The organism is Rhodococcus sp. AD45-ID, from assembly GCF_003023755.1.
GTDB classification, from domain to species: domain Bacteria; phylum Actinomycetota; class Actinomycetes; order Mycobacteriales; family Mycobacteriaceae; genus Rhodococcus_F; species Rhodococcus_F globerula.
This window is the reverse complement of the sequence record NZ_PYHL01000002.1, coordinates 341,283-362,355: the sequence shown is the minus strand read 5'-3', so window position 1 is coordinate 362,355 and position 21,073 is coordinate 341,283. Positions and strand designations below refer to the sequence as shown.

The window sequence follows — 21,073 nt, the reverse complement described above, 5'->3', positions numbered from 1 at the left end:
TGTTGAGGCGGCTCAGCTGTTCAAGCGATTGAATCGGCCGAACAACGCGCGGTAGATCAGTGCGCCGAGTGCGCCGCCGATGATCGGGAACACGATGAACAGCCACACTTGGCCCATGGCACCGACCTGATACGGGGCGACGGCAAGGCTGCGGGCGGGGTTCACGGACGTGTTGTCGATCGGGATCGAGATCAGGTGGATCACGGCGAGCGTGAAGCCGATGGACACTCCGGCCAGCGGAACGTCGGAGATCTGGTCGGTGGACGCCAGAACGACGAACACCAGAAGCGCGGTCAGCAAGATCTCGATGATCATCGTGGCGCCGATGCCGTAGCCGTCGGACACCACCATTCCCAGGAGGTTCTTCTCGGCCGACGGACTGTGCGCTCCCCAGCCGTTAGCACCCAGGCCGTCTGCGACTCTGTTGTAGGCAGGAAGGCTGTTTGCGACGGTGTAGATGACAACACCTGCAAGAAGACCACCGATTATCTGAGCGACGATGTAGATGCCCGCATTCACTGCCGAGATTCGCCCGATGGCAAATTGGCCGACGGTCACCGCGGGATTGACGTGACAACCCGAAATCGGGCCGATGGCGTACACCAGAAACAGCAAGGTCAAACCGAAAGCCAGAGCAACTCCGAGGTTTCCGACTTTCGCACCGGCAAATACGGCGGTGCCGACGGCGGAGAACACCAGTACAAATGTCCCCACCGCTTCGGCCACATATTTCTTGACGTCCGAAATCGGTTCGACCTCGGTTAATTCCTGTGCAGTTGGAGACATATTCCCACCTTCTTCGTCAATGAAACGGCAGTAATGCTCACGCGTCTAGATTTGCCGGACTTTACGCAAGGCGAGTGATCTCCACAACAACTTCGAGATCTGTCGATCGACCGCCGGAATAGATTCCCTTCAGCGGCGGCACATCCGAATAGTCCCGACCTATCCCGACCGCGACATGTTGTTCATTCACAGCTATCACGTTTGTCGGGTCGTATCCCCACCAGGCACCCGTCCACGCCTCGATCCAGGCGTGTGATTCCCCGACCACCGTGTCCCCGATAGCGGCATCGCGCGTCGGATGCAGATATCCGGAAACATATCGACACGGAATTCCCATGGTGCGCAGTATGTCGAGTGTCAAATGCGCATAATCCTGACACACACCTTCGCGTGCGGCCCAGGCTTCGACCGCCGACGTGTGGACGCCGGTAGTCCCGGGCACATACGACATTTCGCTGTGCACCCATTTCGACACGGCCACTACCGCTTCCTCCGGCGATAAACCCTGTCGCAATTCTTCGGCAATTGCCGTGAACTTCTCGTCTCGCGGGACATAATCCGTGAAACTCAATTGTTCGTTGAACCGATCCTTGATCGAATTACCGGCCAACTCGTCCCAGCCGACCTTTTCTTCCGGCGCGACAAACGGTTCCGTCTCGACAACGGAAAGACCGGTGACTTCCAGTTCCTTATGCGGCGCATGAAGATCGAAAGCCGTCACCGCAGTACCCCAATAGTCGGTGTACCGGTAGGCACGCGAAGCCGGTTGGGTCTCGACGCGGTTCAAGATGACAGTTTGCCGGTTGTCACCCCGTGGAGTCAGTCGCACCTCGTTGTACGACGACGTCACCGGAGCTTCGTAGGCATATCCGGTCGTGTGTACAACCCTCATTCGCCAACTCACAGTTCCCCCTCCACAGTCGCCTCGGCGTAGACAGCACTTGCGTCAGTCCACGCGACCCATGGCGCGGCATGGAAGTACTGCAACGAAATAGCCTCACCCAGTTCGCGACACGTCTCCTGCCAACCCAACAGTCTCAACTGCAAATCCTCGAGCAACACTCCCTGGGGGAGGAACTCGAGCTCACTTCGTGCCCTACCGAGCAATCGGGTGGCCTCAGCGCGGATCCCGACCCGGCTGGCCTGCTGCGGGTCCAGTTCCTCCAGGCACTTCTCCGCTTGCCGAATCGAGTGGAACACCGACCGCGGAAACAGCCGATCGAGAAGGATGAACTCCACGACCCGGTTCGCGTCGAGAGCACCACGGTAGGTACGGAGGTACGTGTCGTGCGCGCCGGCCGAGCGCAGCACCGACACCCAGGCAGGCGACGTCGGCTTGTCCCCCGCACGGGCCAGCAGCATGCGCACGATCATGTCGACTCGCTCGATGGAGCGACCCAACAGCAGGAACCGGTAACCGTCGTCGCGGCTGAGCGTCGAATCCGCCAGTCCCGCAAACATTGCCGCGCGTTCCTCGACGTAGCGGAAGAACTCGTGTGGCCCGAGGTAGCGCGACGCTCGCTCGCGCTCCCCCAATCCGTTGTACGTCGTGTTCAGGCACTCCCACATCTCACTGGACGTCACCTCACGTGCGCCACGAGCGTTTTCCCGGGCGCTCGACAGTGAGTCGACGATCGATCCGACCTGATTGCGACTGAACGCAACAAGATCCGTCAGCGACCGCACATCCAGTTCCTCTTCCGGCGCGTCGATTCCGAGGACCCGAAGTAACAACCGCGACGTTCGATCCGGATCGAGGGTCGTGTCGTCGAGCAGTTGGTGGACGGTCACGTCGAGGATGCGCGCGGTGTCATCGGCCCGTTCCACGTAACGGCCGATCCAGTAGAGAGATTCGGCATTTCTGGCAAGCATCCTTACATCACACTCCGTTCTGTTGATCGCTTCGGCGTGATCACTGTTGTTGTTGATTCAGTTGTGACGGAGTCAGTTCCGGGCCCTTGTCAGGTTCTGCGGATTCCGGCGGTTCGCCGACAAGTTCCTCACCCGCCAGTTCCCCGGCGTCGGTTGATGTCGCCGCGGCCAATACCCACGTGTCCTTGCTTCCCCCGCCTTGGCTCGAGTTGACCACCAACGAGCCTTCCGGGAGCGCCACGCGAGTCAACCCGCCGGGCAATACCCAGATGTCGTCACCGTCGTTGACCGCAAAGGGACGCAGATCGACATGACGCGGCGACAACACGTCCCCGATCTTCGTGGGCACTGTCGACAACTGCACCACCGGTTGAGCGATCCAGCCGCGCGGATCGGCTCTGATCTTTCCGGTGATCTCGGCCAGTTCCGCCGGGCTCGCGTCCGGGCCGAACACGATGCCGTACCCACCGGACCCCTCGACGGGTTTGATCACCAGTTCCGCGACGCGGTCGAGTACTTCCTCACACTCGTCGTCGAGCCAGCAACGGAACGTGTCGACGTTCTGCAGCAACGGTTTCTCACCGAGGTAGTAATCGATGATCTGCGGCACATAGGTGTAGACAAGTTTGTCGTCTCCGACTCCGTTTCCCACAGCACTCGAAATCACGACGTTGCCCGCCCGGGCCGCGTTGAGCACGCCGGCCACACCGAGAATCGAGTCCGGGCGGAAGTGCATCGGGTCGAGGTAGTCATCGTCTATCCGTCGGTAGATCACGTCGACCTGACGTTCACCTTCCGTCGTGCGCATGTAGACGACGTTGTCGCGGCAGAAGAGGTCGCGGCCCTCCACCAACTCGACACCCATCTGTCGCGCGAGCAGCGAGTGTTCGAAGTACGCCGAATTCGCGACACCCGGTGTGAGAACAACCACAGTTGGGTCGGCTTCGTTCGTGGCCGCACCGGCTCGCAGGGCGCGCAGCAAATGAGTTGCATAATCACCGACAGCACGCACCCGGTGCGACATGAACAGGTCCGGGAACACCCGCGTCATTGTCCGACGGTTCTCCATCACATAGGAGACCCCGGACGGTGATCGCAGATTGTCCTCTAGCACCCGGAAGTCACCGACTTCGTCCCGGACCAGGTCGATCCCGGCCACGTGAATACGCACGCCGTTGGGCGGCACAATTCCCGTGGCCTCCCGGTGGAAGTGCTCACACGAGGTGACCAGCCGCCGGGGAAGCACGTGATCACGCAGAATCCGCTGTTCGCCGTAAATGTCTGCCAGAAACAACTCCAGCGCTTTGACCCGTTGTTTGATGCCCTTTTCGAGGTGCGCCCACTCCTGCGCCGCGATAACGCGCGGAACCACATCCAACGGGAAGGGGCTTTCCTGCCCCGAGAGCGAGAACGTCACCCCCTGATCGATGAAGGCGCGACCAAGTGCGTCTGCGCGGGCCCCGAGGTCCTTACTGCTCGTCGGCGCCAGCGCGGAGTACACCCCTCGATAGGACTCTCGCACTGATCCGTCGGCGTCGAACATCTCGTCGAAAGCCAACTCGTAGCGACCGATGTCCGCATATCCGTCGAACACTCCGGAGGGACGCGCCCGCGTCGTGGCCGAGCCTGTATTCACCACATTGTCTGCCGTCGGCGTCATAGCAAACATGCTGCTACACGTCCGCGATTTGAGCAGTGCGGAAACATCCCCGCAAACCCCGTGTAACCTTCTCAATCAGGCGCATCGTGCGGCGGTTTGGGATATTCGACCCTGGACTGGTAATCTTGCCAGTCGGTGCATCAGTGCGCCCACAGCTTTCTCGACCGTAACCAGCTAAAGACGACAAGGATTTTACGCGTGGCCAACATCAAGTCCCAGGTGAAGCGAATCCGTACCAACGAGGCGGCCCGACTCCGTAACCAGTCGGTGAAGTCCTCGCTGCGTACCGCGATTCGTTCATTCCGCGAGGCTGCGGCAGCCGGTGACAAGGACAAGGCCAACGAGCTCCTCGTCGCCACCAGCCGCAAGCTCGACAAGGCAGCCAGCAAGGGCGTTATCCACGCCAACCAGGCTGCAAACAAGAAGTCTGCACTCGCGCAGGCTGCAAACAAGATCTGACACATCCTCGTTGACGGTTCGCCGTCATCAGTGGTGTTTCAATAGCCGCTCCGGTCTACTCGACCAGAGCGGCTATTGTGCGTTCAAATAATGCGTTCGAATAATACGGCGTGCCGAGCGCGTCTTACTTACGCAGCGCACAGACCTTACGCACCGCTGATTCCAGCGCATAGGACGAGTCGACGGCCGCACCCTTCACATCGGCGTTGAGCGCGGCAACAATCTGCATCGCTGCGCCGATCGACGCCGGGTCCCAGCCCTTCACTTCCTTGATTGCCTTCTTGACCTTCCACGGCGGCATCCCGAGCTCCGACGCCAATCGGAACGGATCACCGCCCCGGGCATACGGGCCGACCTTCGCGACGGTATGCACCGCGTCGGCGAGGGCGTCGGCCAGAAGAACGTGCGGGGTTCCGATCTGGTCAGCCCAGCGAAGTGCTTCGAGCGCGCCCCGGGTATCGCCGACGATTACTTTGTCCGCGACGTCGAACCCCGACACCTCGGCCCTGCCGGAGTAGTACTGATGGACAGCATCGACGTCGATCTTCCCGCCGGTATCTGCAGCCAACTGGGAACACGCCGATGCCAACTCACGCAGGTTCGAGCCGACGCTTTCGATCATTGCCCCGATGACAGCGGGCGAAACCTTGACATCTGCGGACGAAAACTCGGCCCGAACAAAATCGGTCAACTGAGATTTGTTGAGTTTGGCGCACTGATGAACTACGGCGCCCAACTTCTCCAGCGCGGGCGCCAGTGCTTTTGCGCGTCCACCACCGGAGTGCAGAACAATCAGCACAACACCTTCGGACGGTTCGCGGGCTGCGTCGAGTACCAGTGCAACGGCGTCCTTGCCGGCCTCCGCTGCCGCTTCCAGAACGATCACACGATCTTCCGCGAACAGCGACGGACTGAGCAGTTCGGCAAGTTCTGGCGCATTGGCATCGCCGGCACGCATCCGGGTGATGGGCAGATCCGAGATTCCCTGCCCACGATCACCACGAACGGCCTTGATCAACGTCGACACTGCCCGTTCGATCAGGAATTCGTCGTCTCCGAGAACGAGGTGCAACGGGTCGAGGCCAGCCGGAGTACTCACCCGAAGATCGTCCCACGAGGTACCGACACCACGGACACGGACCCGTCGACGCTTCCGTACACCGCGAGCGTGCCACCTTGATCGGTACGTGCCACGACGCCGCCCAACGATTCCAGCTCGCTCGACACCTGCGGATGCGGATGCCCGAAGGTGTTGCCGGCGCCGGCGCTCACCAAGGTCAGCCGGGGGCGAACCGCCTCGAGAAATGCTTTCGATGTAGTTCGTGAGCCGTGATGCGGCAGTTTCAGGACATCTGCCCGCACGTCGATTCCGCTACGCATGATCGACGCTTCACCCGCGGTTTCCGAGTCGCCGGTCAACAGTATGCGGCCCGCACTCGTGTGCGCCATCAGCACCAGGGACTGATCGTTGGCCGACGCGTCCGCGTCCACGACATCACGGGGTACCGGCAATACGGGACCGAGAACGTCGAACTGCACCGTCCCGAGAACAAACGTGGACCCGGCGCGCAGACCGACCAGCGGAACTCCATGGGCTCGTGCGGCCGCATCCACATCGCGAAAACCTGATTCCGGCAACAACATCGGGCCGACACCCACAGCCGACACCGAACGACCGGCAAGCACGGCGTCGAGCCCGGCGATGTGATCGGCATGAAAGTGACTGATCAGAACGAGCGCAATATCGTCGACCCCGAGCATGTTCAGGCAACGGTCCATCGACGTCGGATCGGGCCCGACGTCGATCACGATTACCCGGCCATCCCCCGTGGCCAACACCAGTCCGTCGCCCTGCCCCACATCGCACATCACCATGGCCCATCCCGGCGCCAGCCGCCCACCGGAGAAGACGTGGTGAAACGCCAGTGCCAGCACCAGTCCCGTCAGCACTGCGCCGAGTATCCACCGCGAGATGCGATTCCACAGCAGGAGTATCGAGACAAGCACCAGCCCCAGGACTACAAGTGCCCCGAGCAATCCCGACGGCACGGTGAGGTTTGCCCCTGGCACCGAGGCAGCCCGGTCTGCGACGGAGAGCAGCCACCACATCGGCGGCCGCACAGCCAAAGCCAGAAGTGCGGCCGCGGGCACACTGACCAAGGCGAGCAGCGCCATCAGCGCTCCCAATACCGTGAGAACTCCGATCACCGGTGCCACCAACAGGTTTGCGGCTATCGACACGACACTGAGCGTGCCTGCCATCGCGGCCACTACCGGCGCGGTGACAGCAAACGCGGCACTCGACACTGCCGTCATCTCTGCCAGCCACCGCGGCCATCCGCGCAGCCGAAGTGCGTCGACCCACACGGGCGCAAGGATCACTAAGGCCCCGGTTGCCGTGGTCGACAACACAAATCCCCAGTCGACGGCCAGTTCCGGCATCACGATCACCAACACGATGACGGCCGCGCCCAACGCGGGCAGTGCCTGTTTGCGTCGTCCCGTCACCAAACTCAACAATCCGATCGTGCCCATCACCGCGGCGCGAAGCACACTCGGCGACGGCCGCGCCACAATCACGAACGCCAGGATCGTCACAGCTGCAAGTGCCGCCCCGATCCGCGGATCGAGTGCGGCAGCCCGCACCAGCAGTAACACAGCGCCCAGGAGAATGCTGATGTTTGCACCGGACACGGCGGTGAGATGAGAAAGACCGGCCGCCGTGAAGTTGTCCTTGACTACCGGAGACAAGGCAGAGGTGTCCCCCACGACCAAACCAGGCAGCAGGCCCGCCGCATCGGGAGCCAGCGCCTGAGCACATACCTCCGCAAATCGAGACCGCACGACGCCGGCCCACCGCTGATACCACGGTGCGCCGCCGATCTCGAGCGGCCCGCCTTCGGTGGTGATCACTGCCAACGTCAGATCCGAGCGCGATGGAACGCTTACCTTTCCCCGAATCGTAAGCGCGTGTCCGGGAAGCGTTTCCGGCCACAGTCCGCTCGGCGCGCGTACTGTCACGGCGCCGCCGGCGTCGTAGTGCTGATTACCCACGATCACCGATCGCACCGATGCCCGGAAATACACCTGACCGGGACCCATCGACGACGCCGTCGCCCGTGGGTCCTCGGTGGGGTTCACCTCCGCGGTCACCCACCCTCCGGATGCCGCCGCGCGCGCCAATGGATGCGCTTCGACATCTGCCATCCGCCACGCAGTCACAGCGCTGAATGCACCGCCGAATACGCAGGCCACCAATAGGACCGGAATCCAGCCCGTAGATCCCCACCGCCACACGCAAACAGCCAGGCCGGCGCAGGCAATGCCCGAAGCCACCGCGACGCACCACGCAAGTCCGGACCCGAACACGATGCCCGCGGCAGTTGCTCCCCACACCGCCAACGCAGCGGGCACAAGCCTAGCGTCGAGAACCCGCTGCTCTGCATCCCCGTTCACACTGTGACCAGAGCTCGCAGCTTGTCGAGCCGCGCCGGACCTATGCCGTCCACCTCACCCAATTGCTCTACATCCGTGAACTTTCCGTTGGACGTACGCCACGCGAGGATCGCACTGGCCGTGACGGGTCCGACTCCGGGAAGCGCGTCGAGTTCGGCTTCCGTCGCAGTATTCAGATTGATCGGTGCGCCATTTGCACCCGAGGGAGCGGATGCACTCGGGGTAGCCGATCCCCCGCCAGCTGTGGTCGAACTGATCTGCTGATCCGGCGAATCACCCACCGCACCAACAACTACTTGATCGCCGTCGGACAGTTTCTGTGCCAAGTTCAAGCTGAGAGTGTCAGCGTTGTCGAGCACCCCACCGGCCGCGCTCAGTGCATCAGCGATCCGTGAGGTATCGGGCAGTGTCACCAATCCGGGGTTGTGCACCAGCCCGACAACACTGACAACCACCGATGCCGGACCAGAGTCATCGGCGAGCGCTGACGGCTGAGCCTGATTCGATGTCGCGACCGGAATTCCCACAGCTGCAGGCAGTGCCGGCACCGCCTGGATTGTCGGCGAATCCCACCACAGTGCAAAAACACCGAGTCCTGCGGCGGCAAGCGCAATGAAAACCAACACAATTGCACCGCGCCGGTGCGGACTCCATCGCATACCACGCCAACGTTCGGGCACCGCGGCAAACCGAGCATCCTCCTCAGATCCGTCTTCTTCGTCGACATCCAGAAGCCACTCGGGCACTGCCGGACGGGCGACGTCGCCGCTCATCGCGGAAAGTCGATCACGCACCCTCTCCCGCTCTTGATTGATCCGCATGAGGCGACGCTAGCGAGCGGCCACTGATCTGTGCAGCGAGAGAAATCGTGTTGGGGATAACTGGCAGTCTGTGGATAACCGACTGGTCAGGGCACATCTTCCGGAAGTGGGCACACCACGACACCGATCGCACCCACACCGACGTGCACGCCCAGGACTGCGCTGAAATCGGTGACCACGGTTTCGGCGACATTCGGGATTCGCTCGGACAGTTGTGCGGCGATGCCCTCGGCTCGTTCCCGAGCTTTCATGTGATGGACGGCGATGGCCACGCGGCTGCGCCCCGCTCGCTCCACTGCCGCATCAACCAATCTCGCGAGCGCTTTGGTGCTGGTGCGAGTTTTTTCTTTCAAGACCAGTTTGCCGTCCACCAGGTGCAGCAGCGGTTTCATCGCCAGTGCGGTACCCAACAACGCTGCCGCGGTACTGATCCGGCCACCACGACGCAATTGGTCGAGCTTGTCGACGAAGATGAAGGCGCGCCCGCGTTCGGCTACGTCGACGGCGCGGTCGTACACGAGGTCGAGCGGAGATCCGGTCGCTGCGAATCGTGCCGCTTCCAAGGCCGGGAACCCCAAACCCATACCGGTGGAAGCTGAATCGACGATGCGTACCTTCCCGCCGAATTCCTCGGCCGCCTGCCTGCCGGCGTCCCAGGTGCTCGAAAGTTGCCGCGAGATGTGGACTGCGACAACACCGTCGCCCTGGCTCAGGTCCAGTGCGCGCCCGTAGGCCTCGGTCAGCTCTGCCGGTGAGGCACCAGCCGTCGAGAGCCCGGACAGGTCGTCGGGAATGGTGTCGACGCCTTCGAGGAAATCAGTGCTGTCACGAAGGATGTGCAACGGAACGATTTGAAGCCCACACGCTTCGGAAGATTCGTGTGGGACGCAGGCAGACGAATCCGTGACGACGACAACTGACACTTCGCTACCCGACCTCACTCGCGGACGTGGGCGCACGCTGAGCTTCGGCGGCGCGAATTGCGGCAGTCATGGCCCGGGCGACACCGATGTGTCCGTCCCAACCCCAGTGAATTCCGTCCGGGTTGCCATTGTCGGAGAACACGTTTTCGCGTACCGCCTCGGCAAGATCCACGATGGGTACCTCTTTGGCTGTTGCCCATTCGGTGATCGCAGATACTGCGGCCGGACGACCGGCATGGACACTCGCGTACGCGTCACTGCGATGCACGGACGGCAACGTCGCGATCATCGGCAGTTCGGGACGCATGTATTCCAACGCGTTTCGTGAGCTCTCGAGGTATTCGACGCTCAGCTTCGGTGGCAGCGCCACGGGGCGGCCGAGTGGTGCCAGGCGCGGTTGAAGCCACTGGTATCCCTCGCGGACCACGCGTCGTAGGGCCGGTGGCCGCACGTAACGGATGGTTTCACGCAACGCGGTGGGCAGCGGTGACGGCAGAGAATCCATACCGCCGACGGCAAACACAACAGCCCCGGCGCGCGGGACGGCAGCCCACACTCGCGGGTCCTGGGTCAGCGCCCACCACGCGTCGCGACACGTCCAGCCGATGCGCGCGACAAGCTCGACGTCCCACCCCAACTCCTCGGCGACGAGGTTGGGCCAGATCCGCGGATGGTCGGCGGCCAGTCCGCCTTTGGGGCCGAAATACGACAGCGAATCGGCAATAACCAGAAGGACGGGGCGCTGCCCGTCGGCACTCTCAGAGGACGTCATTTGCGACACTCGCAGAAGCATTCCATACGTCGAGTCGCCATTCGATGGAAGCCGGATCTCCGTGTCCGCTGAGCTGAACCCAACTCGTATTTCCGAGACCGCCCAGAATCGCCCAGCGGTCGATCGGCAAGTCGAGCAGTGCAGCGGTCAACGCCGCGATCAAGCCGCCGTGTGCCACCAGGACAACCGGCCTCTCGGCCCAGTCGGGAAGTGCCGCCAGAAGTTCCGTCACCACCGGCACACTGCGCTTCGCAACATCGATGCGGCTTTCACCGCCAGGCGGGGCCAATGTCGCGTCAGCTCGCCACGACGCCCGGAGCCCAGGTGTCTGCTCGTCGACGTCGCTGTGGGTCAATCCCTGCCAGTCGCCGAGGTGCGTCTCACGCAGACGCGTGTCGGTGAGGACCGGAAGCCCAGCCGCATCACCGACAGCGACTGCCGTGAAGTACGCGCGCTTGAGGTCCGAGGACACGATGGTCAGCGGCGCACGGTCGGCGATCACCGGACCGGCACTCTTCGCTTGCGTGCGCCCCAACTCCGACAAGTCGGTGTCGAGTTGCCCCTGCATCCGAGAATCGGCGTTGTACACGGTCTGCCCGTGGCGGAGCAGAATCAGCCGCCGCACAGGATTCGACGCCGCTCCCGGCGCCGAGGAGGTCACAGTGAAGGTTCCTGCGCGTCCGGCTCGGCAACCGTGTCGGTGTCGAACACGGTGTGTGCGTCAGCCGGTCCCGGGATGTTCAGGCCGAGTCCTTCGACCTCGACTGCCGGGCAGTCCTTCCACAGACGATCGAGAGCGTAGAAATTGCGCTCCTCGTCGTGCTGCACGTGAACAACGATCTCGGCGTAGTCGAGAAGTGCCCAACGACCCTCGCGGGTGCCTTCACGACGGATCGGCTTGTGGCCGGCCTCGCGGAGGCGATCTTCGATGTTCTCGACGATCGAGTTCACCTGACGCTCGGTAGCGGCGGATGCGATGACAAAGCAGTCCGTGATGACCAATTGCTCGGACACATCGAGCACCACCACTTCAGTGGCCAGCTTCTCGTCGGCTGCCAGGGCCGCGATGCGTGCCATGTCGATGGCTTCGGTTGTTGCGCTCACTCGATGTTCTCCAGTTTCGTCTTCTCGGTATTGCTTCTAGTTCGAATCGGCCGTCTTGCCAGGCGCCGGTTCCGACATGGTTGTCGCACCGTCACGGCGCTCCGCGTCGACAGGTCGATACAGGTTCCGCTTCGAGATGTACTGCACCACTCCATCCGGTACGAGGTACCAGACGGGACGGTCTTCGCTTGCTCGACGCCGACATTCGGTCGACGAAATGGCAAGAGCCGGGATCTCGATCAACGTCACCGCATCGGCGGGCATCGTGTCGAGGTGAGCGGCCAGGTGCTCGGTGTTGAGATCGAAACCCGGTCGCGATACTCCGACAAATTTTGCCAATGCGAACAACTCTTCCCAATCTTGCCAGGAAAGGATGCTGGCCAGCGCATCGGCACCGGTGATGAAGAACAGTTCCGCGTCCGGATGATAAGCCCGCAGGTCGCGAAGTGTGTCCACGGTGTACGTCACTTTTTCACGGTCGACATCGACCCGGGAAACGGAAAACCGCGGGTTGGAGGCGGTGGCGATGACCGTCATGAGGTACCTGTCCTCTGCCGGGCTGACGCCTCGAGCCTCCTTCTGCCACGGTCGGCCGGTGGGGACGAAGATCACTTCGTCGAGTCCGAACCTGTCGGCGACCTCACTCGCTGCGACGAGGTGACCGTGGTGAATGGGGTCGAAAGTGCCGCCCATCACGCCGAGGCGTCGAGCACGTTCCACCGATTGTCCCTTCTGCACAGCTGCCGAGCTTACGTGTCTCACACCGGGAGCAAGCCGGACACCACGTCGGCCAGCTGCTGGGCGGAGCGGCACTCGTGCATGCTGATGACCTCGTTGTACACCTTGGCAGCCGAGTCGCCCGACCCCCACTGCCCCTTGGGCTCGGGATTGAGCCAGTGTGCGTGCTTGGCCACTGCAACCATCTGTGCGAGTGATTGCAGGTTGGGGTCGCGGTAGTTGTTGCGACCGTCGCCCAGTACCAGCAGTGATGTGCGACTGGTGATGCTCTGTGCGAACTTCTCCTGGAATACCCCGAAGGCGTGGCCGTAGTCGGAGTGACCGTCGTACGTGATCAGCTCCGCTTCACGAACCATCCGTGACATCGCGGATCCGAGGTCGGCATTCGAATCGAAGTACCGGGTGACCTCGTCGGTGGTGTCGATGAACGCAAATACGCGTACGCGGGAGAACTGCTCTCGCAGAGCGTTGACCAACAGCAAGGTGAAGTGGCTGAACCCGGCTACCGAACCGGACACGTCGCACATCACGACAAGTTCGGGACGCGCGCGTTTGGGTTTGCGCTGCACCAGATCGATCGGCACCCCGCCCGTCGACATCGATTTACGCAAGGTTCGCCGCAAGTCGATGGAACCGGCTCGGCTGCGACTGCGACGAACGGCAAGTCTGCTGGCGAGCAACCGTGCCAGCGGAGTCACGTTCTTCTTGAGCGTCGTGAGTTCCGCGTCGGACGCGCGTAGGAAGTCGACTTCTTCGGCCAGCTTCGGAACACCGTAGGTGGCAACGCGTTCCTTGCCGAGATTCTCGGCGGTACGTCGACGCGTTTCCTTCTCGACCATCTTGCGGAAGTCCGCGATGCGCTGGGCCGCTGTCCGCTTGGCAACCTCCGATTGATAGTCGGAGTTGTCCTTGCCCTCACTACCGCCCTGCTGATTACCGAGTAGTCCTTCGAGGATCTTGTTGAGCAGTGTTTCGGGAGCGACATCCCGCAAGGCCTGGTATGCGGAGAACGACGGTCCGTTGCTCGACTGGTACTGCCCCAGCTCTTCGACCATCGCGGCAGTGAGAAGCTCGGTCAGCTCCATGGCCTCGTCGCTGCCGTCGGTCAGCAGTTCGGCGATCAGCTCCCGCAGCGCCTGCAGATCGAGGCTGCCGTCAGGCTTACGAGGCAGGCTGACGTCGACGTCGCCCACCGCTCGATCGCCGATCGCCCGCGGGAACCACAGGTCGAAAACGGCGTCGAAGGTCGCGCGATGGGTGGGCCGGCGCAGCAGCGAGCAGGCCAGCCCTTCGCGGAGCGCTTCACGATCGAGAAGATCGAGGACCGACATGACCTGGCCGGCGTCGACGGTCTCGGAGGGGCCGACCATGATGCCGCGTCGGCGAAGGGCCTCGACAAAATCGACGAGGTGACCTGGCAGACCGTATGGCGCCGCCAGTCCACCCGGCTTGATCGGTGACGTACCTCCGAGTGCCATGACCAGACCTCAGTTCAGCCGAAGTTCGGCGGTGGCTCGCACCTGATCGGACTGGTGCTTGAGGATGACGCCGAGTGTTGCGCGTACGGCGTCGTCGTCGAGTGTGTCCATGCCAAGGGCGAGGAGCGTGCGTCCCCAGTCGATGGTCTCGGACACCGAGGGAACCTTCTTGAGCTGCATGCCGCGCAGAACCCGGATGGTGTTGACCAACTGCTCGGCAATGGCTTCGGGCAGTTCGGGGACACGGCTGGCAAGAATGCGACGTTCGAGGTCTGCATCCGGGAAATCGAGATGCAGGAACAGGCAACGACGCTTGAGTGCCTCGGACAGCTCACGCGTCGCGTTGGATGTCAGCACCGTGAACGGCTTACGTGTTGCGGTAATGGTTCCGAGTTCCGGGATGGTGACCGCGAAGTCGCTGAGAACTTCGAGCAGCAGTCCCTCGATCTCGACGTCGGCCTTGTCGGTCTCGTCGATCAACAGGACTGTCGGGTCTTCGCGGCGAATCGCTTTGAGCAACGGGCGCGCGAGAAGGAATTCCTCCGAGAACACATCGGCCTTGGTGGAATCCCAGCTGTGGTCCGAGCCGGACTGGATGCGCAGGATCTGCTTCGCGTGGTTCCACTCGTACAGCGCACGAGCCTCGTCGACGCCTTCGTAGCACTGCAGGCGCACCAGCTCGGCGCCTGTCGTCTGGGCTACCGCACGCGCCAACTCGGTCTTACCGACACCGGCCGGTCCCTCGATGAGCAGGGGTTTGCCCAGTCGGTCGGCGAGAAACACTGCCGTTGCAGTGCCCTTGTCGGACAGGTAACCCGTCTCGGCCAAACGCTCGATCACGTCGTCGACGCTCGAGAAGAACGGTGTTGTATCGGGAAGAGCTCGGTCCACGGTTAACTCCTAAAAAGGGTGGGGCAAGTCCAGGTGAACGATCAGGCGGGTCGGGTGTGTCCGTCGCCCCAGACGATCCACTTGGTGGACGTCAGTTCCGGCAACCCCATGGGGCCGCGTGCGTGAAGTTTTTGCGTCGAGATGCCGATCTCGGCTCCGAATCCGAACTGCTCGCCGTCGGTGAAGGCAGTTGATGCGTTGACCATGACGGCTGCTGCGTCGACGCGCGCGGTGAACTCGCGGGCAGCCGAGAGATCCGACGTCACGATTGCCTCGGTGTGGCCGGTGCCGTACGTGTCGATGTGCTCGACTGCCTCGTCCAGGTCGGCAACAACCTTGAGTGCGACGTCGAGGGTGAGGTACTCGTTCGACCAGTCGTCCTCGGTGGCCGGAACGAGGCCGGGCAGATCGCCGTGAACAACAACGTCATGCATCTGCAGCGCCTGAAGCAGTGCGGGCACCGCGGTGTCGGCAATGGCTTTGTCGACCAGGATCGTCTCGGCGGTGTTGCACACGCTTGGCCGACGGGTCTTGGAGTTGAGCACAATCTTCTCGGCCATCACCAGATCGGCAGCCGAGTGTACGTAGACGTGGCAGTTTCCGACACCGGTCTCGATGGTGGGGACAGTGGCGTCACGAACGACGGCACTGATCAGGCCGGCGCCGCCGCGCGGGATGACAACGTCCACGAGACCACGGGCCTGAATCAGATGCGTCACCGTGGACCGGTCTGCGCTCGGCAGAAGTTGAACGGCGTCTTCGGGGAGCTGCTGCGCAGCCAACGATGCGCGAAGAGCGACCACAAGAGCTTCGTTGGATTTGACTGCCGACGACGAACCGCGAAGCAGTGCAGCATTTCCCGACTTGAGGGTCAGACCGAACGCGTCGACCGTGACGTTGGGGCGGGCTTCGTACACCATGCCGACAACACCGAGCGGGACGCGCTGCTGACGCAGTTCCAGGCCGTTGGGCAGTGTGGAGCCGCGGAGCACTTCACCGATGGGGTCGGGTAGTCCGGCAACCTGACGCAGACCCGAAGCGATGCCTTCGATGCGATCCGCTGTCAGACGCAATCGATCAAGCAGCGATTCCTCGGTACCCGCAGCTTTCGCGGTGTCGATATCGACGGCATTTGCCGCCAGGATCTGATCACTTGCGGCAAGAACCGCGTCGGCCGCGGCGTGGAGCGCGCGGTCCTTCTGTGCTGTGGTCAGCAACGCCAGGACCCGCGAAGCCTTACGCGCCCGGCGGGCAGCCTCGTGCACTACGTCGCGAGTGTCCGAGCCGGTGGAAGTTACAGCAGTCATGAATACACATTAGCCATTGGCTCCGACGCGTTCCTTTCGGGAATGATTCGGACTGTTACCGCTGTTGCACGGGATCGACCACCTTCGGGTGATCCTCCCCTTCCCCGAGTCAGGAGTTACTCCGTGAGCGTGCTGTTCGAACCTCTCACCTTGCGCGGCGTCACCATTCCCAACCGCGTGTGGATGGCACCGATGTGCCAGTACTCCGCTGATGTCATCGGCGATCAGGTGGGAGTGCCCAACGAATGGCATCGAACGCATCTGGCGAGCCGAGCTATCGGTGGTGTCGGCCTGATCCTCACCGAGGCGACCGCTGTGAGCCCGGAAGGACGAATCAGCCCCGCCGATCTCGGTATCTGGAACGAGCGGCAGGCTCGCGCGTTTGCCGAGATCAACGCGCAGCTCGCGTACTTCGGAGCGGTGCCCGGAATTCAGCTGGCGCACGCCGGCCGCAAGGCGTCGACGAAGGTTCCGTGGCGTGGCGGTAGATCGCTCGACCAGGAAGACCGCCTGTCCTGGACGACCGTCGCCCCGAGCGCCGTGGCATTCGGTGATTACCTAACGCCCGCGGAACTGACAACAGATGCGATTGCCGGCATCGTCGCCGACTTCGCGGCGGCAGCCACCCGCGCGCTTCAGGCGGAGTTCAAGGTCGTCGAAATTCACGCGGCGCACGGATACCTGATCCACCAGTTCCTCTCCCCGCTCAGTAACAAGCGAACGGATCACTACGGCGGCAGTTTCGAGAACCGCATCCGCTTCCTCCTCGAAATCCTCACGGCGGTTCGAGAAGTGTGGCCCGCCGAGTTGCCCCTGTTCGTCCGTGTGTCAGCCACGGACTGGGTCAGCGAGGAGCGTGGGCTAGAGGTCGGCAGTTGGACTGCGGATCAGACTGTGTCACTTGCCAACATCCTCACCGACTACGGCGTCGACCTCGTCGACGTGTCCACTGGCGGTAATTCGCCGGGTGTACAGATCCCGGTCGAGCCCGGCTACCAGGTTCCCTTCGCCCGCCGGATCCAGAACGAATCCCTGGTTCCCGCAGCGGCAGTCGGACTGATCACCGAACCCGAGCAGGCAGAGAAGATCGTCGAGGACGGCAGTGCGGTGGCCGTGCTGTTGGGACGCGAACTCCTGCGTGATCCCTACTGGGCACGGCGCGCCGCACGTGAGCTGAATGCCGAAGTAGGACCGCGAGTTCCGTCGCAGTACGCCCGCGCCTACTAGATTCGACCCCGCACCTAGACGATCAGACTGTCGCGTCCATCCCAGTAGTGTTCCCGCAACCGACGCTTGTACAACTTGCCGTTCGGGTCCCGAGGTAATGCGTCGACAAAATCAATGCTGCGTGGACACTTGTAGGTGGCCAATTCTCGGCGGCAATACGCCATCAGTTCCGATTCGAGCAGGTCGTTCGCAAGCGTGGGATCGATCAGTTGCACAACCGCTTTGACCGCCTCACCCATCTCGTCGTCGGGCACTCCGATCACGGCTACGTCAGCGACGGACGGGTGTCCGGCGAGGATGTTCTCGGTTTCCTGAGGGTAAATGTTCACGCCACCCGAAATGATCATGTGCGCCTGACGGTCGGTGAGAAACAGATATCCCTCCTCGTTGAGGTATCCCATGTCGCCGAGCGTCCTCCACCCAGCGGCATTTTCTACCGACGCCGTCTTTTCGGCATCGTTGTGATACTCGAAAGGTCGACCACCTTCGAAGAAGACAACGCCCGCCTCCCCTACCGGCAGTTCGTCACCGTTTTCACCGGCAATGTGGCACGGCTGCATCGGTCGCCCGACTGAACCCGGATACCGCAGCCACTCTTCCGCAGTGATCGTCGTAGCACCGACATCTTCTGTGCCCGAGTAGTACTCATTGATGATTGGCCCCCACCAGTCGAGCATCTGCCGCTTCACTGCAATCGGACACGGCGCAGCTGAGTGCACAACGTTTCGCAGACTCGAGAGATCGTGCGAAGTTCGGTCCTGCGCCGGTAAGCGCAGCATGCGCACGAACATGGTCGGTACGAATTGGGCGTCGGTGACCCGGTACTGCTCGATCAGTTGCAGGGCGCGACGGGGATCGAATGTTTCCATCACCACGACAGTTGCACCTGCGCGTTGCCAGGACATCGAGAAGACCAACGGCGAGCCGTGATAGAGCGGCGCCGGCGAGAGGTACACGACCTTCCCACTCGAACTGTGCTCGAGCATGCCTTTCGCGATCTGGACCGGCGCCGACGACGGGTCCCCGAATACCGCGCCCGACAGAGGCTTACGAATACCCTTCGGTCGACCGGTCGTGCCGGACGAGTACAGCATCTCTCGCCCCTCGCGCTCGTCTTCCAGAGGCTCCGCCGACGTGCGCGCAAGTATGTCGTCATAGCGTTCGAATCCCATGAGATCACCCGCGCCCGAGATTTTTGCCCGAATCCGGGTGAGGTTCAGATCGCGCACGACGTCGGCCATCGATTCGCTTGCCACGAGGGCGACCGCACCACAGTCGTCCAGTACGTACTGCACCTCGTCCGGACGCAGATGTCGGTTTATTGCGGTGTAGTACAGCCCTGATCGCTGTGCAGCCCAGGCAATTTCGAGGAACGATCGGTTGTTCTCCATGAGTATTGCGACGTGGTCACCCGAGTGAAGTCCACGATCACGCAGGGCACGCGCGAATCGGATGGACCGATCCTCCAACTGCTGATACGTCACGACCTCACCGCTCGATCCCATCACGATCGCGGCAGCTTCCGGCGTTTCGATCGCGTGGAATCGTGGAGTCATTTGCAAAACAGGGGGCATCTGCACCTTGTCCTTTCGTCGATATCGATGGACCTATCTCGTGCGAGCACGCCGCGAAAACTGATCCAAAATGATATTTCCACAAAAAAGAATAATATTCTTGCATTTCGAAGTAACCTTCCCGAGAATCCGGCGAAGAGGGTTCACCGCGCCCTCGCTGCTGGCATCACAGTTTCGACATCGACTGAGAGGTCCACATGATCCGATACAAACATGTTCTGATCGCAGCTTTGTCCGCGTCACTCCTGGTCAGCGCATGCGGAAGCACTACCGCCAACACAAACAGCTCCCCCGACGCAGTGGGTGATCCTGTTGCCGGTGGCACACTGGCGGCCATTCAGGGCGGTGAGCCACGTTCACTCGATCCTGCCGCGATGATCAACGTGTGGATGGCAAACGGACTGGTGGGGAACGCCCTGTACGGAACGTTGATGATCAACAATTCCGAGACTCTCGACATCGAATACACCATGGCCGAAGCGTTCGAAACCAATGACGGAGGATCAACTTTCACACTGATACTTCGGCCCGGACTGATGTTCACCGACGGCACACCACTCGACGCCGAGGCGGTCAAGTTCAACTGGGATCGACTCCGCGAACCGGCAACTGCATCGCCGTCGCTCCCTCAAGCTTCGCAGGTAGCCGCCTCGAAGGTGGTGAACCCCGCCACGCTCGAAGTAACGATGGTGGCACCAAACCCGCATTTCGCCCATTCTCTGGTCGCGAGCGCCATGAATTGGATAGCGTCGCCGACTGCTCTAGCGAAGGGCCAGGCAGCATTCAACGACGCACCGATCGGCGCCGGACCATTCGAGTTGGTCAGCTGGCAACGACAGAGCGCAATGGAACTGAAGAAGAACCCGGGCTATTGGGATGCGCCGAAGCCGTACTTGGATCAGATCACCTTGCGAACTGTCACGGACACCACCCAACGGATCAACTCGATCAAGACCGGAGGCGCCGATATCGCGATGGAAGCCAGCTGGTCGAGCATCGCCGACGCACAGGACGCCGGTTTCCCCACCGAAACCGTTCCGACCGGCGGAGGACAATTCATCGGAATGAATATGCGGCGTGCACCATTCGACGACGAACGTGCTCGCCGTGCCGTTACCCTCGCGGTAGATTTGGATGCGATGAACACCGCCGTGTACAACGGCAAGGGGAAGATCCCGGAGACGTTATTCACCGAAGGCTCTCCCTTCTATACACCGAATGCTCTACCACAATCCGATAAAGCCACTGCGCAAGAACTTTTCGACGAGCTAGCCGCAGCAGGGAAACCCCTTTCCTTCACCTTCCTCGCATACTCCACACCCGAGAACAAAGCTGTTGCAGAGGCGCTGCAAGCCCAGTTGAGTACCTTCGACAACGTCGACGCGAAGGTCGAAATAATCGACTTCGCCGCTGGAGTCCCACGGATCGCCGCTCACGAATTCGACATGATTATTCTGTCGTCCACGATTCAAGATCCGGATTCGTCGCTATGGAACACCTTTCACTCCACATCTCGAGGAAACTACACGGGTATCAACGATCGACAACTAGACACAGCACTAGACGAAGGCCGCACCGCAACAACTGTCGAGGCACGCACAGCTGCGTACGAGATCGCGCAGCAACGACTGATCGAGCTCAATCCCGGTGTGTGGTATACACGTTCAGCACCGACCGTCGTGTCAGGAAAGAATGTGCAAGGCGTTGAGATGTACACGGTCGGGTCAACCTTGCCTGAGGAGCTGTGGATGGTGAAATAGCACTTCACACCCGAGAATCGTTTTCTGCGTTATCTTTTGATAGCGTGAATGTCTTACTTGCCGGACGTCCGGAGCCCACCAGGGCTTCGGACACTGCCGCGAGCCAGAGCCGAGCGACGGGGGTCGCATCGAGCCACAGGGCCCGCGGACATCATGTTCCCAACCGGCTCATCGGCGAGTGGGCAAGACAAAGATGCGTGCATCAGGTACGTGCCCCGCTCGGTTCGATGATTGCGCTGGGGAGC

At 61.9% G+C, this 21,073-nt stretch carries 19 protein-coding genes; 3 read left to right on the top strand and 16 right to left on the bottom strand.

Annotation, left to right across the window (positions count from 1 at the left end; translation table 11 throughout):
- Positions 1-12: 12 nt before the first annotated feature.
- The 4 genes from C7T36_RS17775 to C7T36_RS17760 form a co-directional block, all read right to left on the bottom strand.
- Positions 13-786 carry an aquaporin gene (locus C7T36_RS17775; protein ID WP_033232946.1) on the bottom strand — a complete coding sequence of 258 codons (774 nt, stop codon included), beginning with the start codon at positions 784-786 and terminating at the stop codon, positions 13-15.
- Between the two features lie 61 nt (positions 787-847).
- Complete coding sequence (locus tag C7T36_RS17770) at positions 848-1,678, bottom strand: transglutaminase family protein (RefSeq protein WP_045066967.1); 831 nt, start codon at positions 1,676-1,678, stop codon at positions 848-850.
- Between the two features lie 8 nt (positions 1,679-1,686).
- The gene (locus C7T36_RS17765; RefSeq protein WP_033232943.1) at positions 1,687-2,658 is read right to left on the bottom strand and encodes an alpha-E domain-containing protein; all 972 of its coding nucleotides are present in this window, start codon (positions 2,656-2,658) and stop codon (positions 1,687-1,689) included.
- Positions 2,659-2,698: 40 nt separating this feature from the next.
- Positions 2,699-4,318: a circularly permuted type 2 ATP-grasp protein gene (locus tag C7T36_RS17760; protein WP_045067891.1), complete on the bottom strand. Its 1,620-nt coding sequence runs from the start codon at positions 4,316-4,318 to the stop codon at positions 2,699-2,701.
- A 198-nt stretch (positions 4,319-4,516) separates the two neighbouring features.
- On the opposite strand from C7T36_RS17760, the gene rpsT reads away from it, so the two are divergent.
- Positions 4,517-4,777, top strand: a complete 261-nt coding sequence (gene rpsT / locus C7T36_RS17755) for a 30S ribosomal protein S20 (RefSeq protein WP_033232941.1) — start codon at positions 4,517-4,519, stop codon at positions 4,775-4,777.
- Between the two features lie 124 nt (positions 4,778-4,901).
- Here the strand turns inward: rpsT and holA are convergent, their stop codons facing one another.
- From holA to C7T36_RS17700, 11 genes are all read right to left on the bottom strand, one after another.
- On the bottom strand, positions 4,902-5,876 hold the full coding sequence (holA, locus tag C7T36_RS17750; RefSeq protein ID WP_033232939.1) for a DNA polymerase III subunit delta: 975 nt from the start codon (positions 5,874-5,876) through the stop codon (positions 4,902-4,904).
- A complete protein-coding gene (locus tag C7T36_RS17745; protein ID WP_045066964.1) occupies positions 5,873-8,233 on the bottom strand; it encodes a ComEC/Rec2 family competence protein in 2,361 nt (786 codons plus the stop codon). The genes holA and C7T36_RS17745 overlap by 4 nt, the downstream gene beginning before the upstream one ends.
- Positions 8,230-9,054, bottom strand: a complete 825-nt coding sequence (locus C7T36_RS17740; protein ID WP_045066962.1) for a ComEA family DNA-binding protein — start codon at positions 9,052-9,054, stop codon at positions 8,230-8,232. The genes C7T36_RS17745 and C7T36_RS17740 overlap by 4 nt, the downstream gene beginning before the upstream one ends.
- Before the next feature lie 86 nt (positions 9,055-9,140).
- Positions 9,141-9,977, bottom strand: a complete 837-nt coding sequence (locus C7T36_RS17735; protein ID WP_033232933.1) for a DegV family protein — start codon at positions 9,975-9,977, stop codon at positions 9,141-9,143.
- Positions 9,978-9,981: 4 nt separating this feature from the next.
- The gene (gene octT, locus C7T36_RS17730) at positions 9,982-10,749 is read right to left on the bottom strand and encodes a diglucosylglycerate octanoyltransferase (protein WP_045066959.1); all 768 of its coding nucleotides are present in this window, start codon (positions 10,747-10,749) and stop codon (positions 9,982-9,984) included.
- The gene (locus C7T36_RS17725) at positions 10,736-11,410 is read right to left on the bottom strand and encodes a histidine phosphatase family protein (protein WP_045066957.1); all 675 of its coding nucleotides are present in this window, start codon (positions 11,408-11,410) and stop codon (positions 10,736-10,738) included. The genes octT and C7T36_RS17725 overlap by 14 nt, the downstream gene beginning before the upstream one ends.
- Positions 11,407-11,853, bottom strand: a complete 447-nt coding sequence (gene rsfS, locus C7T36_RS17720; protein ID WP_033232927.1) for a ribosome silencing factor — start codon at positions 11,851-11,853, stop codon at positions 11,407-11,409. The genes C7T36_RS17725 and rsfS overlap by 4 nt, the downstream gene beginning before the upstream one ends.
- Positions 11,854-11,889: 36 nt before the next feature.
- Positions 11,890-12,591, bottom strand: coding sequence for a nicotinate-nucleotide adenylyltransferase (gene nadD, locus C7T36_RS17715; RefSeq protein ID WP_072782446.1), 702 nt, complete (start codon positions 12,589-12,591; stop codon positions 11,890-11,892).
- Between the two features lie 20 nt (positions 12,592-12,611).
- Complete coding sequence (locus tag C7T36_RS17710) at positions 12,612-14,069, bottom strand: VWA domain-containing protein (RefSeq protein WP_033232925.1); 1,458 nt, start codon at positions 14,067-14,069, stop codon at positions 12,612-12,614.
- Between the two features lie 9 nt (positions 14,070-14,078).
- Positions 14,079-14,960: a MoxR family ATPase gene (locus tag C7T36_RS17705; protein ID WP_033232924.1), complete on the bottom strand. Its 882-nt coding sequence runs from the start codon at positions 14,958-14,960 to the stop codon at positions 14,079-14,081.
- 41 nt (positions 14,961-15,001) lie between these two features.
- A complete protein-coding gene (locus C7T36_RS17700; RefSeq protein ID WP_045066954.1) occupies positions 15,002-16,267 on the bottom strand; it encodes a glutamate-5-semialdehyde dehydrogenase in 1,266 nt (421 codons plus the stop codon).
- 123 nt (positions 16,268-16,390) lie between these two features.
- Here C7T36_RS17700 and C7T36_RS17695 point away from each other — a divergent pair, with 123 nt between their 5' ends.
- Positions 16,391-17,494, top strand: a complete 1,104-nt coding sequence (locus C7T36_RS17695) for an NADH:flavin oxidoreductase/NADH oxidase (RefSeq protein WP_045066952.1) — start codon at positions 16,391-16,393, stop codon at positions 17,492-17,494.
- A gap of 14 nt (positions 17,495-17,508) precedes the next feature.
- Here the strand turns inward: C7T36_RS17695 and C7T36_RS17690 are convergent, their stop codons facing one another.
- Complete coding sequence (locus C7T36_RS17690) at positions 17,509-19,050, bottom strand: acyl-CoA synthetase (RefSeq protein ID WP_045066950.1); 1,542 nt, start codon at positions 19,048-19,050, stop codon at positions 17,509-17,511.
- 215 nt (positions 19,051-19,265) lie between these two features.
- On the opposite strand from C7T36_RS17690, the gene C7T36_RS17685 reads away from it, so the two are divergent.
- Complete coding sequence (locus tag C7T36_RS17685; RefSeq protein ID WP_045066948.1) at positions 19,266-20,828, top strand: ABC transporter substrate-binding protein; 1,563 nt, start codon at positions 19,266-19,268, stop codon at positions 20,826-20,828.
- The last annotated feature ends 245 nt before the right edge of the window (positions 20,829-21,073 follow it).

Excerpts from the sequence above, each read along its gene's own strand:
- C7T36_RS17775 (WP_033232946.1), bottom strand. The coding sequence starts at position 786 with ATGTCTCCAACTGCACAGGAATTAACCGAGGTCGAACCGATTTCGGAC.
- C7T36_RS17770 (WP_045066967.1), bottom strand. The coding sequence starts at position 1,678 with ATGAGGGTTGTACACACGACCGGATATGCCTACGAAGCTCCGGTGACG.
- C7T36_RS17765 (WP_033232943.1), bottom strand. The coding sequence starts at position 2,658 with ATGCTTGCCAGAAATGCCGAATCTCTCTACTGGATCGGCCGTTACGTG.
- C7T36_RS17760 (WP_045067891.1), bottom strand. The coding sequence starts at position 4,318 with ATGACGCCGACGGCAGACAATGTGGTGAATACAGGCTCGGCCACGACG.
- C7T36_RS17740 (WP_045066962.1), bottom strand. The coding sequence starts at position 9,054 with ATGCGGATCAATCAAGAGCGGGAGAGGGTGCGTGATCGACTTTCCGCG.
- octT (WP_045066959.1), bottom strand. The coding sequence starts at position 10,749 with ATGACGTCCTCTGAGAGTGCCGACGGGCAGCGCCCCGTCCTTCTGGTT.
- C7T36_RS17710 (WP_033232925.1), bottom strand. The coding sequence starts at position 14,069 with ATGGCACTCGGAGGTACGTCACCGATCAAGCCGGGTGGACTGGCGGCG.
- C7T36_RS17700 (WP_045066954.1), bottom strand. The coding sequence starts at position 16,267 with ATGACTGCTGTAACTTCCACCGGCTCGGACACTCGCGACGTAGTGCAC.
- C7T36_RS17690 (WP_045066950.1), bottom strand. The coding sequence starts at position 19,050 with ATGACTCCACGATTCCACGCGATCGAAACGCCGGAAGCTGCCGCGATC.
- C7T36_RS17685 (WP_045066948.1), top strand. The coding sequence starts at position 19,266 with ATGATCCGATACAAACATGTTCTGATCGCAGCTTTGTCCGCGTCACTC.